The sequence below is a fragment of the Pseudocolwellia sp. AS88 genome, assembly GCF_030551755.1.
Taxonomy (GTDB): Bacteria; Pseudomonadota; Gammaproteobacteria; order Enterobacterales; family Alteromonadaceae; genus Pseudocolwellia.
Window position 1 is genome coordinate 63866 of record NZ_JAUPEC010000007.1, and the last position, 16413, is coordinate 80278.

The following is a 16413-nucleotide window of genomic DNA, read 5'->3' on the forward strand; positions in this document are numbered from 1 at the left end:
TATTAACATTTTTTTAGCGTTTAATTGGTAACACATTGTTAGCTTTTACTTCTTCCATAACCACATAACTACGACTTTCACTTACAGAAGGTAACCTTAGTAATGTTTCACCGAGTAAATCGCGATATGCTGACATATCTTTTACTCTAGTTTTAAGTAAAAAGTCGAAGTTACCAGACACCAGATGGCACTCTTGTATCACATCTAATGTTTGCACGGCTTTAGAAAAGTCATCAAACACATCAGGGCTGGTTTTAGTCAAAGTAATTTCTACAAACACTAATAAAGCAGCATCTAAATATTGTGCATTTAACTTTGCATTATACCCAAGAATAAATTTATCAGCCTCTAATCGCTTAACTCTTTCTAAACAAGGAGTTGGACTTAGCCCTACTTGTTTAGATAAATCAATATTTGATAATCTTCCATTTTTTTGTAGTTCATACAAAATATTTTTATCAATCCTATCTAGCTTTCGCACCCAAACACCTCTCACAATATTTTTATCTAAAAAGTAAAACCCATACAGAATAATAATCTGATATTAACAAAATAACGACAGGTTAATCCAGTAAAACACAACTATACTAGCTTTAAATAAAACACTCACAAAAAACAGAGAAAACAATTATGATCATCGGTGTACCAAAAGAAATAAAAAACCACGAATACCGTATTGGCCTTACTCCAGCAGGTGTTAAAGAATTAACTGTAAATGGCCACGAAGTTATTGTTGAAAACAATGGCGGCGCAGCAATTGGCTTTGAAAACGATCAGTACGTAGCTGCTGGTGCAAAAATAATCGATACTGCTGAAGAGATTTTTGCAACGGCTGATATGATTATCAAAGTAAAAGAACCTCAACCAAATGAATGTAAAATGCTTCGCGCTGGCCAAGTATTATTTACTTATTTACATTTAGCACCAGATCCAAAGCAAACTGAATTACTTGTTGCCTCTGGCGCAACTTGTATTGCTTACGAAACAGTTACTGCTGCTGCTGGTGGTTTACCATTATTAGCACCTATGTCTGAAGTAGCTGGTCGTATGTCTATTCAAGCTGGTGCTCACGCACTTGAAAAAGCTCAAGGTGGTTTAGGTGCTTTATTAGGTGGTGTACCTGGTGTTGCTCCTGCAAAAGTATTAATCGTTGGTGGTGGTGTTGTTGGTACTCAAGCAGCTCGTATGGCTGTTGGTATGGGTGCTGATGTTACAATTCTTGACCGTTCACTTCCTCGTTTACGTCAACTTGATGTTGAATTTGATGGTCGTTTAAAAACTGTTTATTCAACTGCTGACGCTATGGATCAATTAATTGTAGAAGCTGACTTAGTTATTGGTGCTGTATTAATCCCTGGTGCTGCTGCTCCTAAACTAGTCACTGCTGAACACATCAAAATGATGAAGAAAGGCGCTGTAGTTGTAGATGTTGCGATTGACCAAGGCGGTTGTTTTGAAACGTCTAAAGCAACAACTCACCAAGATCCAACTTATGTTGTTGACGATGTTGTACATTACTGTGTAGCGAACATGCCTGGTGGCGTAGCACGTACTTCAACAATGGCGTTAACTAACGCAACTATGCCATTCGCTGTAACTTTAGCGAATAAAGGTGCTAAACAAGCAATGCTTGATGATGTTCATCTTATGAATGGCTTAAACGTTTTAGGTGGAAAAATCACTTACAAGCCAGTTGCTGATGTATTAGGTTATGACTACGTAGCTCCTGAAGAAGCAATTGCATCTTTATAGTAAAATAATGATAAATTAGATAGCACTAATAGTTGGTGCAATTTAATATTATTTGAAAACCTCTGTTATATTTCTGACAGAGGTTTTTTTTATCCATAGCTTAAAGCTGACCATATGGTTAGGTTGTGTTATATTCCAATAATCATGAAAATATTATAGAGGAAATTAATCATGCAAATTCAGGTTGTCGATTATCAAGATAAAGATGCTGGAAAATTATTTGTTCAAAGCTTAAGAGAAACTGGTTTTGGTGTATTAATAAATCACCCAATTCAGCAAGAGCTTGTAGAGTCTATTTATAAAAATTGGTATGAATACTTTAGCACTGAAGAAAAGCGTGAATTAAGTTTTGACCCAGAAAAACAAGATGGGTACTTTTCAACTGAAATATCAGAAACAGCTAAAGGCCATGCGAAAAAAGACATAAAGGAATATTTCCACGTTTATCCTTGGGGACGAATTCCTGAGCAACTAAAAAAAGAAATTCTCACTTATTATGACAACGCTTCTGAACTTGCCGCTGAATTACTTGATTGGGTAGAAAAATACGGCCCAGAAAATGTTTCGTCAAAGTATTCAGAAAAGCTGTCTAATATGATTAAAGATACGCCAAATACCTTATTAAGAATTTTACATTATCCGCCACTTAGCGGTGATGAAGAACCTGGAGCTGTAAGAGCCGCTGCTCATGAAGACATTAATTTGTTAACCATATTACCTGCAGCGAATGAACCAGGACTTCAAGTACAAAAACAAGATGGTTCATGGGTTGACGTACCTTCTGATTTTGGTAGCTTAATTATTAATATTGGCGATATGTTACAAGAAGCCTCGGGGGGATATTTTCCTTCAACCAGTCATCGTGTTATTAATCCTTCTGGCAAGGCAAGTGAAAAGTCTAGAATATCGTTGCCATTATTCCTACATCCTCGCAGTGAAGTTGTTCTATCTGAACGACATACTCAAAGAAGTTACCTTTTAGAAAGACTAAAAGAGCTAGGTGTTAAATAGTTATTTTTTTACGGCAAATAATGGGTTATAGCAATTTCAATAACCCATTAAACATTTATTCTTGTTTGAATGAGGGATCATATCGTTTCACATTTAATAATTAGAACAAATAGTTATCAAAATAAATGCGTTATTTTTAATCCTTTATTCTGTCTATAAAGTAGGTTAATTTATTAATGGGTTTAGCAAGCTTACGTCATCTCTGTACACATAAGCTTGCACTTATAAGATTTATTTATCAAAAAAGTAATTTACCCTCTTGTGATCTTTGCTTAAACTCCCAATTAATATCTTATATTTATCTTTCTCTTTACCTTTATCAATTTTTTGGAGTACACCATGAGCGAAACCAGACATTGTCCATTACTTATCCTAGGTTCAGGACCTGCTGGCTACACTGCTGCAGTATATGCGGCACGAGCAAACTTAAACCCTGTAATGATCACTGGTATGCAACAAGGTGGACAATTAACTACAACAACTGAAGTTGAAAACTGGCCAGGTGATGCTGATGACTTAACAGGTCCTGCACTTATGGAACGTATGCAAAAACATGCTGAAAAATTTGATACTGAAATAGTATTTGATCACATCAGTGAAGTTGATTTCAGCGAACGTCCTTTCAAATTAAAAGGTGATGTAGGTTCATACACTTGTGACGCACTAATTATCTGTACTGGAGCTTCAGCTCAATATTTAGGTTTACCTTCTGAAGAAGCTTTCATGGGTAAAGGTGTTTCAGCATGTGCTACTTGTGATGGTTTCTTTTACCGTAACCAAAAAGTTGCTGTTGTTGGTGGTGGTAATACTGCCGTTGAAGAAGCTTTATACTTAGCTAACATAGCTTCAGAAGTTCATTTAGTGCACAGACGTGACACTTTCCGCTCTGAAAAAATTCTTGCTGACCGTTTATATAAAAAAGTTGAAGAAGGTAAAATCATCCTACATTTAGATCGCACCTTAGACGAAGTTTTAGGTAATGATATGGGTGTAACAGGTATTCGCTTAAAAGATACTAAGTCTGATAAAACCGAAGACCTAGAAGTAATGGGTACTTTCATTGCTATTGGTCATAAGCCAAATACCGATATATTTAAAGATCAATTAGACATGAAAGATGGTTACTTAACGATTCAAAGTGGTACAGCTGGTAATGCAACACAAACAAGTGTTGAAGGTGTATTTGCTGCAGGTGATGTAGCTGACCATATTTACCGTCAAGCGATCACTTCTGCTGGTGCTGGCTGTATGGCTGCATTAGATGCAGAGCGTTATTTAGATGCTAAAAACTCTTAATTTTTAACATTCCTAATTTAATAACGATAAGTCTAGTAAAATGAATCAAACTCTTGAATTATTGAGCAACGAGAGTTTGGTATTCCCTCCTCTAGAAAATGCCTTAACAGAACCTAATGGTTTACTTGCTGTAGGTGGCGACTTAAGTGTTGAGCGTTTATGTAGCGCTTATCGTCATGGTGCTTTTCCTTGGTATTCAGATGAAGATCCTATTATGTGGTGGAGCCCTGACCCTAGAGCTATCATTACTACTTCATCGATCAAAATAAATAGAACCCTAAGAAAAGTTTTAAAACAGAAGAACTTCACTGTATCAATCAATAAAGCATTTGATGATGTGATAAGCCTTTGTGCAGATGCACCTTTTAGAAAAGAAGATACTTGGATTGTCTCTGACATGATCAAAGCTTATAAACAATTACATCAACAAGGTCATGCTCACAGTATTGAAGTATGGCAAAATGATGAATTAGTTGGCGGCTTGTATGGCGTAGCAGTGAGTGGATATTTCTCAGGCGAGTCTATGTTCTACAAAGTAAGTAATGCCTCTAAAATAGCTCTTGTAGCCTTAGCACAGTACTTAGAAAGTGTTAATATAACCATGATAGATTGCCAGATGCTAAATCCATTTTTAGAAGATATGGGGTGTACTGAAGTTTCACGAGACTATTTTATTGCGTTGCAGAAAAAGCATTTATCAATGACCATCCCTAAAGACTTTTGGCTACCAAAAGAAATTAAATAACTGAACTAAGTTTATTCTATGTCTAATGATTACCAGTTTGGAGTCACCCAACCTTTTACCTGTAACTATTTACCTGATCAAGAAGAGCGCTTACTCGTTGCTGTAGATGAACGATTACATAATACAGAGCAGTATTCATGGCTGATGGCGAATGGTTTTAGACGAAGTGGAGATCAAATTTATCGACCTCATTGTATAGATTGTAAAGCATGTAAATCTATTCGAGTGATCCCTGAACTATTTACTCTATCGAAAAGCCAAAGGCGCTTACTCAAAAAAAATAAAGACTATGTATTAAAAATATCAAAAGAATCCAAAGAGAGTTATTACGAGTTATACGAAAACTATATTAATACTATTCACCATGATGGCAGCATGTTTCCTGCTAATATTGCGCAATATGAAACGTTTTCTAAAAGTAACGTTTCTGAACAATTATTTATTGAAACTTGGGATGGAGATACATTAATTTCAGTAGCAGTTACAGATGTATTAGTAGATGCCCTTTCCGCAGTTTATACTTTCTATCATCCTGATTACCGAACAAAAGGCTTAGGTGTGTTTTCGATACTTAATCAAATAGAATTAACTAAACTTCACAAGAAAGAATATTTATATTTAGGTTATCAAATTGATAGCTGTCAGAAAATGAATTATAAAAATAAGTATTATCCATACCAAGAATTAATAGAAAATAGATGGATTACAACAAATAAATAGCACATTTACTTTACTTTAGGCGCTCAATTCGGCATCATCTGCGCAGCTTTTTATACATCATTAATTAAACCGTTTCGAATTATACACATTGCAATTGACGGTAGATCAACTTTAGAGGTTTTACGCCCAATGGCGAAAGAAGAAAATATTGAAATGCAAGGCACTGTTTTAGACACATTGCCAAATACTATGTTCCGCGTTGAACTTGAAAATGGTCATGTTGTTACTGCACACATTTCAGGTAAAATGAGAAAAAATTATATCCGTATATTAACGGGTGATAAAGTTACTGTTGAGTTAACTCCATACGATTTATCTAAAGGTCGTATTATCTTCCGCGCAAGATAATAACTTTATAATACAATTAAAAAGCCCAGTTGATTACAACTGGGCTTTTATTTGTCTGCTATTTAATATTCAACCATCTATTAAATGATTATTAGATGGTTAAATATAGCGGCTAATATCAACTAATGCTCTACTAGCTCTTTCTTTGATTCACACTGAATAACAAGTTTGTCTTTCTTCACATCAACTTTAGCAACGCCACCATGAGTTAGATCACCAAACAATAACTCGTTTGCTAAGTTTTTCTTCAAATGTTCTTGAATCAATCTAGCCATAGGTCTTGCTCCCATATTCTTATCGTAACCTTTTTCAGCTAACCAATCTTTGGCTGCTTTTGAAAGCTCTAAAGATACACCTTTCTCATCTAATTGCGCTTGAAGTTCAACAATAAACTTGTCAACAACTTGATGAATTATCTCAGTGCTTAAATGGTTAAACCAAACAATATTATCTAAGCGGTTGCGAAACTCTGGAGAGAACACTTTATTAATCTCTTCCATAGCATTTAAACTCGTATCTTGTTGTTTGAAACCAATAGATTGCTTCGTTGTTTCAGTAACACCCGCGTTAGTTGTTAATACAATAATAACGTTTCTAAAGTCAGCTTTACGGCCATTATTATCAGTTAATGTGCCGTGGTCCATTACTTGTAAAAGTATATTGAACACATCTGGATGTGCTTTTTCAATTTCATCAAGTAAAACCACTGAGTGTGGATGTTTAAGAACCGCATCAGTTAACAAACCACCTTGTTCATAACCTACATACCCTGGAGGAGCACCTATAAGCCTACTTACAGCATGTTTCTCCATATACTCAGACATGTCGTAACGGAGTAATTCAACACCTAAAGTTTTCGCTAGCTGTTGTGTAACTTCTGTTTTACCAACACCTGTCGGCCCAGCAAATAAGAATGAACCGATTGGTTTTTCTTCATTGCCTAAACCAGCACGAGATAAACGAATAACTGATGTAAGTTCATCAATAGCATGATCTTGTCCAAACACCACCATTTTCAGGTTTCTATCTAAGGTTTTAAGGCTGTTAGTTTCCGTTGAAGATACTGACTTCTCTGGAATACGAGCCATTTTAGCAACAATCGTCTCAATATCTGTGTTGTTGATGATCTTCTTACGTTTAGATGCAGCAACAAGCTGTTGTTTCGCACCTGCCTCATCAATAACATCTATAGCTTTGTCAGGTAAGAAACGTTCGTTAATATATTTAGCAGATAGTTGAGCCGCAGCTTTTAACGCTTTATTGGTATAACGAATACCGTGATGTGTTTCATACTTCTCTTTCAAACCTTGTAGGATTTTAGTTGTGTCATCAATACTTGGTTCAGCAACATCAATCTTTTGGAAGCGTCTAGCTAAAGCACGGTCTTTCTCAAATATGCTGTTATATTCTTGATAAGTAGTAGAGCCAATACAACGTAATTTACCTGAAGACAATAACGGCTTAAGTAAGTTAGAAGCATCCATCATTCCGCCTGAAGCAGCACCAGCACCAATTATTGTATGAATTTCATCAATAAATAAAATGGCGTTTGTGTCTGTTTCAAGTTCTTTTAAAACAGCTTTAAATCTTTTCTCGAAATCACCACGATATTTTGTTCCTGCTAACAATGCGCCCATGTCTAACGAATAGATGGTTGCATCAGCCAAAAATTCTGGTGATTTGTCTGAAATAATTAAATTAGCTAAACCTTCAGCTATTGCCGTTTTACCAACACCTGCTTCCCCAACATACAACGGGTTATTTTTACGACGACGACTTAACACTTGAAGTGTTCGCTCTAATTCATCAGTTCTGCCGATAAGCGGATCAATATTGCCTTTTAAGGCTTCTTCGTTAAGGTTAACGGCAAAGTTATCAATCGTACGTGCTTCTTCTTCAACCTTTTGATCAACATCTTCTGCTGAATGCAAAGGTTCATTACTTTCAATTTTAGAAATACCATGAGAAATAAAATTAACGATATCTAAGCGAGTCACATCTAATTTTTTAAGAAAATAGGCTGCTTGGGATTCTTGCTCACTGAAAATAGCCACAAGTACATTAGCGCCATTAACTTCGCTTTTACCTGAAGATTGCACATGAAAAACAGCACGTTGTAACACGCGTTGAAATCCTAATGTTGGTTGTGTTTCTCTTTCTAATTCACTTTCAGGAATGACAGGAGTTGTTTCTCCTATAAAACTAAGTAATTCCTTACTTAATTGGGAAATATCCGCGCCACAAGCTGTAAGAGCTTCTATTGAGGCAGGATTATCTAATAATGCGAGTAATAAATGCTCTACCGTCATAAATTCGTGACGAGAATCTTTAGCTTGACGAAAAGCTAAGTTTAATGAACTTTCTAAATCTTTATTTAGCATACTTTACTCCACTGTCAAAAACATACTGCATTACACTTTTTCCATTGTGCACTTTAATGGGTGCTGGTGTTCTTTAGCATAACTACTAACTTGGCTTACTTTGGTCTCTGCAATTTCTGCAGTAAATGTGCCACAACTCCCCTTACCTTTATAATGTATATCAAGCATGATATCTGTAGCTCGATCTGAGTCCATATTAAAAAAGAGTCGTAATACCTCTACCACAAAGTCCATAGGCGTATAATCATCATTTAACAATATAACGTTATACATCGGAGGTTTAACATTATCAATTTCAATAATTTCTTCAAGTAGCTCTTGGTTGTCCGTAAGCTCTTTCCATTTACTCATATTTATATACTAGCCTGTAGATAATAATTTTGCTGCAATTTTTAATACTATTTTAATGTTTAATCATGTTAAAAAATAGTGAAATTTAACTTGACTAATAATCAAAGTATTCTAGGATTTAAGTGTGATGGTAATTTAATCACAGCTTAATTTTTAAGGTGCTTAAGAAAGACAAGTATATACCTAGTTGATTTTTAAAAAAAGGATGTAGAAGTATGGCTCAGGGTACAGTTAAATGGTTTAACAACGCTAAAGGTTTTGGTTTTATCCGCCCCGAAGAAGGTGGCGAAGATATATTTGCTCATTATTCGACTATTCAGATGGAAGGTTACCGCACGTTAAAAGCGGGACAAGACGTTAATTATGAAATAGACGCAGGGCCTAAAGGCCATCATGCAGCAAGTATTACCCCAACAGATATCGAACCTACTGAAGATTAAGTTATAGGGGGAATAAGGCCTTTAAGGGTTAGGTTTTATTCCTCCTGACTTTTCTCTATCCAAAAGTTTATTATTAAGATAACTAAACTTCATATAACATTGTTTAAATCTCCAAAAAATCAAAAAGCACATTAACTAACACTCCTCCTTGAATAATTCTTGCCTATTTAAATAATAATTTAAGAGTAACGTACTTTTGAAAAGTATTAATAAGGGCCTGTATCGACCCACCCACAATAATATTTGACTTTACTGGATCGTGATTTCATCTTAGAAAGATTATTAAAGGGATTAATCAGCAGTTATATTTAAGCAGTTTGTTAATGTGGCTCAATTAATTTCTATATTTCAGGCAAAAAAAAGCTGAGTTTACACTCAGCTTTTTAGTATGTATTTTAAACAGCTATTATGCAGAAAGTATAGCGTTTAATGTTGCACTCGGACGCATTGCTTTAGAAGCTAATTCCACATCAGCGTAGTAATAACCACCGATATCTTGTGCTGGACCTTGAGCACCGTTAAGCTCTTTAACAATAGTTACTTCTTGTTCAGTTAACTGAGCAGCAATAGGAGTAAACTCTGCTTTTAATTCAGCATTGTCTGATTGCGCAGCAAGTGCTTGTGCCCAATATAAACCTAAGTAGAAGTGTGAACCACGGTTATCAATTTGCGCTAGCTTACGAGCTGGAGATTTGTTTTCAGCTAAAAATTTAGCTGTTGCAGAATCTAAAGTATCAGCAAGTACTTGTGCTTTAGCGTTATCAGTAGTTTGCGCTAAATGCTCTAAAGAAGCTGCTAATGCTAAAAACTCACCTAGTGAATCCCAACGTAAGTAGTTTTCTTTTTCAAACTGTTGAACATGCTTAGGAGCAGAACCACCAGCACCTGTTTCAAATAAACCACCACCGTTCATTAATGGAACGATTGAAAGCATTTTAGCTGATGTACCTAATTCTAAAATTGGGAATAAATCAGTTAAGTAATCACGTAAAACGTTACCTGTTACTGAAATAGTATCAAGACCTTCTTTACAACGCTTTAATGTAACTCTAGTTGCTTCATCTGGTGATAAAATTTGAATATCTAAACCAGTTGTATCGTGGTCAGCTAAATAAGTATTAACTTTCTTAATCATTTCAGCATCGTGAGCACGGTTCTCATCTAACCAGAAAATAGCTGGTGTATTTGATAAACGTGAACGGTTAACAGCAAGCTTAACCCAATCTTGAATTGGTAAGTCTTTCGCTTGACACATGCGGAAGATATCGTCAGCTTCAACGTTTTGTTCCATAAGAACAGTACCCGCAGCGTCAGTTACTTTAACAACACCAGCACCAGTCATTTGGAAAGTTTTATCGTGTGAACCGTATTCTTCAGCTTTTTGCGCCATTAAACCAACGTTAGGTACTGTACCCATAGTTGTCACGTCAAACGCGCCGTTTTCTTTACAGAAAGCAATTGTTTCTTGGTATAACGTTGCATAACAACGATCTGGAATTACTGCTTTAGTATCTTGTTCTTTACCTGCAGCATTCCACATTTTACCACCGCCACGGATCATTGCTGGCATTGAAGCATCGATGATCACATCGCTTGGTACGTGTAGGTTAGTAATACCTTTATCAGAATCAACCATCGCCATCGCAGGAGCATCAACATAAACAGCATCAAGGTCAGCTTTGATTTCAGCTTGTTTAGCTTCGTCTAAAGATTTAATTTTTGCGTAAACATCGCCAATACCATTATTTACATCAACACCTAACTCAGCAAATGTTGCAGCATGTTTTGCAAAAACGTCTTTGTAGAATACAGATACACATTGACCAAACATGATCGGGTCAGAAACCTTCATCATAGTTGCTTTTAAATGTAGTGAAAATAGAACGTCTTGTGCTTTAGCGTCAGCAATTTGCTCTGCTAAAAATGCTTGTAATGCTTTTGAACTCATTACTGAAGAATCAATAATTTCGCCAGCTAATAATGGAGTAGAAGCTTTTAATACGTTAACAGAACCATCTTTACCAAAAAATTCAATTTTAACATCTGTTGCTTCAGCAACAGTAACTGATTTTTCGCTACCGTAAAAATCACCATCAGTCATATGTGCAACGTGTGATTTTGAATCTTTTGCCCAAGCGCCCATACGATGAGGGTTCTTTTTAGCAAACTGTTTAACAGAACCAGGAGCACGACGATCTGAGTTACCTTCACGTAATACCGGGTTTACTGCTGAACCTAATACTTTAGCGTAAGCAGCTTTAACCGCTTTTTCTTCATCTGTTTTTGCATCTTCTGGGAATTCAGGTAAAGCATAACCTTTAGCTTGAAGCTCTTTGATTGCTGCTTGTAACTGTGGAATAGACGCTGAGATATTTGGTAATTTAATGATGTTAGCTTCAGGAGTCTTGGCTAACTCACCTAATTCAGCTAATGCATCAGGTGCTTTTTGCTCTTCAGGTAAGAAATCAGATAAATTAGCAATAATACGAGCTGCTAAAGAAATATCACGAGTTTCAACATCAATATTCGAAGATGCAGTGAAAGATTGAATAATTGGTAGTAATGAATACGTTGCTAAAGCAGGAGCTTCGTCAGTAATAGTATAAATAATCTTAGATTTAGTCATTGAATGTCCTAGTCGAGATTGACTTGAAATAACAACATTTGAAAATCAAATGAGTCATTTCACGTTTAAAATAATTACAAACATTTTATCGGATTTAAAAATACTTTAATATAGCTATCGCTATCATAAATTAAATATTCGAGATTAATTACGTGAATGACCCCATAAAACTAACAAATAGAACTAGCCAACCTAGTGCTAATAAAAGAAAAAATCCGCGTAAGTCTCATACTAATGAAACCAATAAAAATAATAAAAACGCAAAATATCAAGGTAAATGGTCCCAAAATAAAGCAACTAAGCAACCAGTTAAAACGCTAACGGCGGCTGAACGCAAAATAGTGCTTTTTAACAAACCCTTTGATGTACTCAGTCAATTTACAGATGATCAAAAACGTAAAACATTAGCTGACTATATTAATGTTAAAAACGTTTATGCTGCAGGCAGGCTTGACCGAGATAGCGAAGGATTATTACTACTAACTAACGATGGTAAATTACAACATAAACTCGCGAACCCAAAACAAAAAACAGAGAAAACTTATTGGGTTCAAGTAGAAGGAATACCATTAGAAGCTGATTTATTAATGCTTGAAAAAGGTGTAAATCTAAAAGATGGTTTAACCTTGCCTGCAAAGGTTTCAGTAATTAAAGAACCTGATATTTGGCCAAGAAACCCACCGATAAGAGAACGCAAAAACATTGCTACAACATGGTTAAGTATCTCAATAAAAGAAGGTAGAAATCGCCAAGTACGCAGAATGACAGCCCATATAGGCTTTCCTACTTTACGACTTATTCGTTACTCTATTGGGGAATATAATATCAATAACATAAAGAATGGCGAATTTAGCTTAATTTAAATTTGCCTAACAAAAGGTATATGCAATGAATTCTGTAATAAATAATCATGGTGACGATCAATTCAAACCTAATACAACTGTTGCAGCTGTTATTGTATGTGAAAATAAATACCTGCTGGTTGAAGAATTAGAAAATGGTAAAAATGTGTTTAATCAACCTGCAGGTCATATTGAGTCAGGTGAAAATTTAATAGCTGCAACTGAAAGGGAAATATTAGAAGAAACAGGTCTTGCTCTTTCACCGCAATATTTAAATGGTATTTATTACTATCACAGACCTGAACTGAAACTTTATTTTATGCGTTTTTGTTTTGTGATTGAAGTTAATAGCCTTAGCCAAGGTATTCCTCAAGATGAAGAAATACTTGCCACTCACTGGTTTACTTACCAAGAGATAAAAGCCAGAACAGCTGAGCTTAGAAGTCCAATGGTTTTAGAATGTATTGAAGACTACTTATTACATAAAAAACTAGGGCAAAAAATACCGTTATCCACATTAAAAAGTAATATTTAGTCTGTTTACTCAAATGTACACATGCTATAATTGCGCGCCTTATTTTCTACGATTTTATTTTTGATGACTACAAACTCTACAACACAAACACCTCCATTGAATAATATAGATCTGTCTACCAAACCGCCTTCAAAAACCAAGGTTATTGTTGGTATGTCTGGTGGTGTTGATTCTTCAGTTTCAGCTTATTTATTGCAACAGGAAGGTTATCAGGTTGAAGGTTTATTCATGAAAAATTGGGAAGAAGACGATACTGAAGAGTATTGTGCTGCTGCTCAAGATTTAGAAGATGCGAAAGCTGTTTGCGATAAATTAGGTATAAAACTTCATACCATTAATTTCGCCACAGAATACTGGGACAATGTTTTTGAGTATTTTCTTGCCGAATATAAAGCAGGAAGAACGCCTAACCCAGATATTATGTGTAACAAAGAAATCAAATTTAAAGCATTTTTAGAATTCGCTTGCGAAGATTTAGATGCTGACTACATTGCGACAGGTCATTATGTGCAACGCGCATATCAAGACGGTAAATGGGCAATGTTGCGTGGTTTAGACGATAACAAAGATCAAAGCTACTTTTTATATACCTTAAGTCATGAACAAGTAGGTAGAACGTTATTTCCTGTAGGTAATATTGAAAAGCCTAAAGTACGCGAAATAGCTGAACAAGCTGATTTAATTACTCACAATAAAAAAGATAGCACAGGCATCTGTTTTATTGGTGAACGTAAATTTAAAGACTTCCTAGCTCAATACTTACCTGCTCAACCAGGTAATATAGAATCAGCTGAAGGTGAAGTTATTGGTAAACACGATGGCTTGATGTATCACACATTAGGACAACGCAAAGGTTTACGCATTGGTGGATTAGCTAACTCAGGTGAAGAGCCTTGGTATGTTGTTGAAAAAGACTTAATACGTAATGTATTGATTGCTGGCCAAGGACATAACCACCCTCGCCTATTTTCAAAAGGTTTAATTGGCAACCAATTACATCTGGTTAATAGAAACGAATTAACCGATCCGATTAAATGTACAGTTAAAACTCGTTATCGCCAAGATGATGTAGCTTGTAACTTATCTCCTATGGCTAACGGTGAATACCTAGTTATGTTTGATGAGCAACAAAGCTCAGTGACCCCGGGACAATCGGTTGTATTTTACCAAGGTGAAGTCTGCCTAGGTGGCGGTATCATAAATACTCTTATTCGTTAATGGCTTTTTAAAAGACTCACTAGAGAAAGTATAGAATTTATAATGAAAGAACAAACTCTCACATTAGCAGCCATATGCCAAGTAGCCTACTGGGTTCAAAAACTCTCTCGATCTGGCCAAATAGATGAAGCTGAACTAACCATCTTGCTTAACAGCATAATGAACACTTCGCCTTCAAGTACTTTAGATGTATATGGTAACGACCTTGCCAATTTAAAAGTTGGGCTTAATACCTTAGTTCAACATTTAGGTAATCAATCAAAAAATAAAGATCCTGAACTTACGCGATATGTTGTAAGTTTATTAGCTTTAGAGCGCCGACTAAGCAAAAACAATAAAAAGATGTCTGCCCTTGGTGACAGAATCGAACAATGTGAACGTCAATTAGCTCACTATGAAATAAATAGCGAAACCCTTATCTCAAGTATTGCCAGTATATATAGCGATATCATCAGCCCATTAGGTACACCAATCCAAGTAGCAGGTGAACCTGACATTTTAAAGCAACCAATCAATCAACATAGAATTAGAGCTTTATTATTAGCTGGTATACGTTCAGCAGTATTATGGAGACAAGTTGGCGGTAAGCGTCGAAATATTTTATTTGCTCGTTCAAAAATAGTTGGATGCGCAGAAACATTACTAAAACAAATAGCTTAATGCTGTTGTTTTAAAAACTACTATTTAATTTAATTTGGGAAATATCATGGAACTTTCAGCATTAAGTGCTATATCACCAGTTGATGGTCGTTATGGCAGCAAAACTAAAGCCTTACGTCCTATATTCAGTGAGTTTGGTTTAATCAAATACCGCGTTACTGTTGAAGTACGTTGGTTACAAAAATTAGCAGAAACGGCTGAAATAGCTGAAGTTCCAGCATTCAGCAGCGAAGCTAATGCTGTCTTAAACGCTATCGTTGACAACTTCTCAGAAGAAGATGCATTAAGCATCAAGAAAATTGAAGCCACAACAAACCACGATGTTAAAGCGGTTGAATATTTCTTAAAAGATAAAATAGCTGATAACGCAGAATTAAACGCGGTTACAGAATTTATTCACTTTGCTTGTACTTCTGAAGATATTAACAACTTATCTCATGGTTTAATGTTAACTGAATGTCGCACTACCGTATTATTACCTGTTATGGATGAAATTTTAGCAGAAATAAAAGCGCTAGCTGTTGAATACCAAACAATGCCAATGATGTGTCGTACACATGGCCAGCCTGCTTCACCTAGTACTATGGGTAAAGAAATGGCTAACGTTTACGTACGTTTAAAACGCCAACGAGACCAAATTGCTGCAGTAGAAATGTTAGGTAAGATTAACGGTGCTGTTGGTAACTACAATGCCCACATCTCTGCTTACCCTGAAGTTGATTGGCACCAGTTTTCAAACGAATTTGTTACTTCATTAGGTTTAACTTGGAATGCGTTCACCACACAAATTGAACCGCATGATTATATTGCAGAGTTATTTGATGCAGTAGCAAGATTTAACACTATCCTAATCGATTTCGATCGTGACGTTTGGGGTTATATTGCACTTGGTCATTTTAAACAAAAAACAATTGCTGGCGAAATTGGCTCTTCAACAATGCCTCATAAAGTTAACCCAATTGATTTCGAAAACTCAGAAGGTAACTTAGGTATTGCTAATGCGATTTTAGGTCACTTAGCGCAAAAATTACCAGTATCTCGCTGGCAACGTGACTTAACTGACTCTACAGTTTTACGTAACTTAGGTGTTGGTTTTGGTCATGCATTAATCGCTTACGGTGCGACTTTAAAAGGCATCAGTAAGTTACAAGTTAACGAGCAAGCGTTATTAGACGAGTTAGATAAGAACTGGGAAGTTTTAGCAGAACCAATTCAAACGGTTATGCGTCGTTACGGTATTGAAAAGCCGTACGAAAAACTAAAAGAATTAACGCGTGGAAAACGTGTTAATGCTGATTCAATGCGTGAGTTTATCGCTACATTAGATATGCCTCAGTCAGCTAAAGATGAATTAGCTCTTATGACTCCGGCTTCTTATATTGGTCGCGCTATTAGTTTTATTGCTGAACTAGACTAATTAACTCGCGAGTTAATAAAAATTAAGAACATCTAAAGGCTAAGTTGTATGACTTAGCCTTTTTTTTAATT

General features: G+C 35.7%; 16 protein-coding genes. 12 read left to right on the forward strand and 4 right to left on the reverse strand.

Annotated elements, in window-relative coordinates:
- Window positions 1-13 precede the first annotated feature (13 nt).
- Complete coding sequence (lrp, locus tag Q5N69_RS07005) at window positions 14-499, reverse strand: leucine-responsive transcriptional regulator Lrp (RefSeq protein ID WP_304368245.1); 486 nt, start codon at window positions 497-499, stop codon at window positions 14-16.
- Window positions 500-630: 131 nt separating this feature from the next.
- Between lrp and ald the strand changes: the two genes are divergently transcribed.
- The 6 genes from ald to infA all read left to right on the forward strand — a co-directional run bounded on the left by ald (window position 631) and on the right by infA (window position 5872).
- Complete coding sequence (gene ald, locus Q5N69_RS07010) at window positions 631-1752, forward strand: alanine dehydrogenase (RefSeq protein ID WP_304368148.1); 1122 nt, start codon at window positions 631-633, stop codon at window positions 1750-1752.
- Between the two features lie 171 nt (window positions 1753-1923).
- Entirely contained in the window at window positions 1924-2763 is an 840-nt protein-coding gene (locus tag Q5N69_RS07015) for an isopenicillin N synthase family oxygenase (RefSeq protein WP_304368149.1), read from the forward strand.
- 339 nt (window positions 2764-3102) lie between these two features.
- Window positions 3103-4059 carry a thioredoxin-disulfide reductase gene (trxB, locus tag Q5N69_RS07020; RefSeq protein ID WP_304368150.1) on the forward strand — a complete coding sequence of 319 codons (957 nt, stop codon included), beginning with the start codon at window positions 3103-3105 and terminating at the stop codon, window positions 4057-4059.
- A 40-nt stretch (window positions 4060-4099) separates the two neighbouring features.
- Window positions 4100-4804, forward strand: a complete 705-nt coding sequence (aat, locus tag Q5N69_RS07025) for a leucyl/phenylalanyl-tRNA--protein transferase (protein WP_304368151.1) — start codon at window positions 4100-4102, stop codon at window positions 4802-4804.
- 18 nt (window positions 4805-4822) lie between these two features.
- The gene (locus Q5N69_RS07030) at window positions 4823-5524 is read left to right on the forward strand and encodes an arginyltransferase (protein ID WP_304368152.1); all 702 of its coding nucleotides are present in this window, start codon (window positions 4823-4825) and stop codon (window positions 5522-5524) included.
- A gap of 129 nt (window positions 5525-5653) precedes the next feature.
- The gene (gene infA / locus Q5N69_RS07035; RefSeq protein ID WP_011043571.1) at window positions 5654-5872 is read left to right on the forward strand and encodes a translation initiation factor IF-1; all 219 of its coding nucleotides are present in this window, start codon (window positions 5654-5656) and stop codon (window positions 5870-5872) included.
- Window positions 5873-5994: 122 nt separating this feature from the next.
- Here infA and clpA read toward each other — a convergent pair whose 3' ends face one another.
- Window positions 5995-8253 (reverse strand): ATP-dependent Clp protease ATP-binding subunit ClpA, encoded by a 2259-nt coding sequence (clpA, locus tag Q5N69_RS07040; RefSeq protein ID WP_304368156.1) that lies wholly within the window; start codon window positions 8251-8253, stop codon window positions 5995-5997.
- A 30-nt stretch (window positions 8254-8283) separates the two neighbouring features.
- A complete protein-coding gene (gene clpS, locus Q5N69_RS07045) occupies window positions 8284-8604 on the reverse strand; it encodes an ATP-dependent Clp protease adapter ClpS (RefSeq protein WP_304368157.1) in 321 nt (106 codons plus the stop codon).
- 215 nt (window positions 8605-8819) lie between these two features.
- On the opposite strand from clpS, the gene cspD reads away from it, so the two are divergent.
- Window positions 8820-9044, forward strand: a complete 225-nt coding sequence (gene cspD / locus Q5N69_RS07050; RefSeq protein WP_304368159.1) for a cold shock domain-containing protein CspD — start codon at window positions 8820-8822, stop codon at window positions 9042-9044.
- 406 nt (window positions 9045-9450) lie between these two features.
- On the opposite strand, the gene Q5N69_RS07055 is transcribed toward cspD, so the two are convergent.
- A complete protein-coding gene (locus Q5N69_RS07055; RefSeq protein WP_304368160.1) occupies window positions 9451-11670 on the reverse strand; it encodes an NADP-dependent isocitrate dehydrogenase in 2220 nt (739 codons plus the stop codon).
- Between the two features lie 152 nt (window positions 11671-11822).
- Between Q5N69_RS07055 and Q5N69_RS07060 the strand changes: the two genes are divergently transcribed.
- The 5 genes from Q5N69_RS07060 to purB all read left to right on the forward strand — a co-directional run bounded on the left by Q5N69_RS07060 (window position 11823) and on the right by purB (window position 16342).
- Window positions 11823-12533, forward strand: coding sequence for a pseudouridine synthase (locus tag Q5N69_RS07060; protein ID WP_304368161.1), 711 nt, complete (start codon window positions 11823-11825; stop codon window positions 12531-12533).
- A gap of 25 nt (window positions 12534-12558) precedes the next feature.
- The gene (locus tag Q5N69_RS07065) at window positions 12559-13047 is read left to right on the forward strand and encodes an NUDIX hydrolase (protein ID WP_304368163.1); all 489 of its coding nucleotides are present in this window, start codon (window positions 12559-12561) and stop codon (window positions 13045-13047) included.
- A gap of 96 nt (window positions 13048-13143) precedes the next feature.
- Window positions 13144-14265 carry a tRNA 2-thiouridine(34) synthase MnmA gene (gene mnmA / locus Q5N69_RS07070; RefSeq protein WP_304368246.1) on the forward strand — a complete coding sequence of 374 codons (1122 nt, stop codon included), beginning with the start codon at window positions 13144-13146 and terminating at the stop codon, window positions 14263-14265.
- Between the two features lie 42 nt (window positions 14266-14307).
- Window positions 14308-14925 (forward strand): high frequency lysogenization protein HflD, encoded by a 618-nt coding sequence (gene hflD, locus Q5N69_RS07075; RefSeq protein ID WP_304368164.1) that lies wholly within the window; start codon window positions 14308-14310, stop codon window positions 14923-14925.
- A 46-nt stretch (window positions 14926-14971) separates the two neighbouring features.
- Complete coding sequence (gene purB, locus Q5N69_RS07080) at window positions 14972-16342, forward strand: adenylosuccinate lyase (RefSeq protein WP_304368165.1); 1371 nt, start codon at window positions 14972-14974, stop codon at window positions 16340-16342.
- Window positions 16343-16413 lie beyond the last annotated feature (71 nt).

Bases quoted from the DNA above. Each gene is read 5' to 3' on its own strand.
- trxB (WP_304368150.1), top strand. From the start codon at position 3,103: ATGAGCGAAACCAGACATTGTCCATTACTTATCCTAGGTTCAGGACCT.
- clpA (WP_304368156.1), bottom strand. From the start codon at position 8,253: ATGCTAAATAAAGATTTAGAAAGTTCATTAAACTTAGCTTTTCGTCAA.
- purB (WP_304368165.1), top strand. From the start codon at position 14,972: ATGGAACTTTCAGCATTAAGTGCTATATCACCAGTTGATGGTCGTTAT.
- clpS (WP_304368157.1), bottom strand. From the start codon at position 8,604: ATGAGTAAATGGAAAGAGCTTACGGACAACCAAGAGCTACTTGAAGAA.
- hflD (WP_304368164.1), top strand. From the start codon at position 14,308: ATGAAAGAACAAACTCTCACATTAGCAGCCATATGCCAAGTAGCCTAC.
- Q5N69_RS07015 (WP_304368149.1), top strand. From the start codon at position 1,924: ATGCAAATTCAGGTTGTCGATTATCAAGATAAAGATGCTGGAAAATTA.
- cspD (WP_304368159.1), top strand. From the start codon at position 8,820: ATGGCTCAGGGTACAGTTAAATGGTTTAACAACGCTAAAGGTTTTGGT.
- aat (WP_304368151.1), top strand. From the start codon at position 4,100: ATGAATCAAACTCTTGAATTATTGAGCAACGAGAGTTTGGTATTCCCT.
- Q5N69_RS07030 (WP_304368152.1), top strand. From the start codon at position 4,823: ATGTCTAATGATTACCAGTTTGGAGTCACCCAACCTTTTACCTGTAAC.
- ald (WP_304368148.1), top strand. From the start codon at position 631: ATGATCATCGGTGTACCAAAAGAAATAAAAAACCACGAATACCGTATT.
- infA (WP_011043571.1), top strand. From the start codon at position 5,654: ATGGCGAAAGAAGAAAATATTGAAATGCAAGGCACTGTTTTAGACACA.
- Q5N69_RS07065 (WP_304368163.1), top strand. From the start codon at position 12,559: ATGAATTCTGTAATAAATAATCATGGTGACGATCAATTCAAACCTAAT.
- Q5N69_RS07055 (WP_304368160.1), bottom strand. From the start codon at position 11,670: ATGACTAAATCTAAGATTATTTATACTATTACTGACGAAGCTCCTGCT.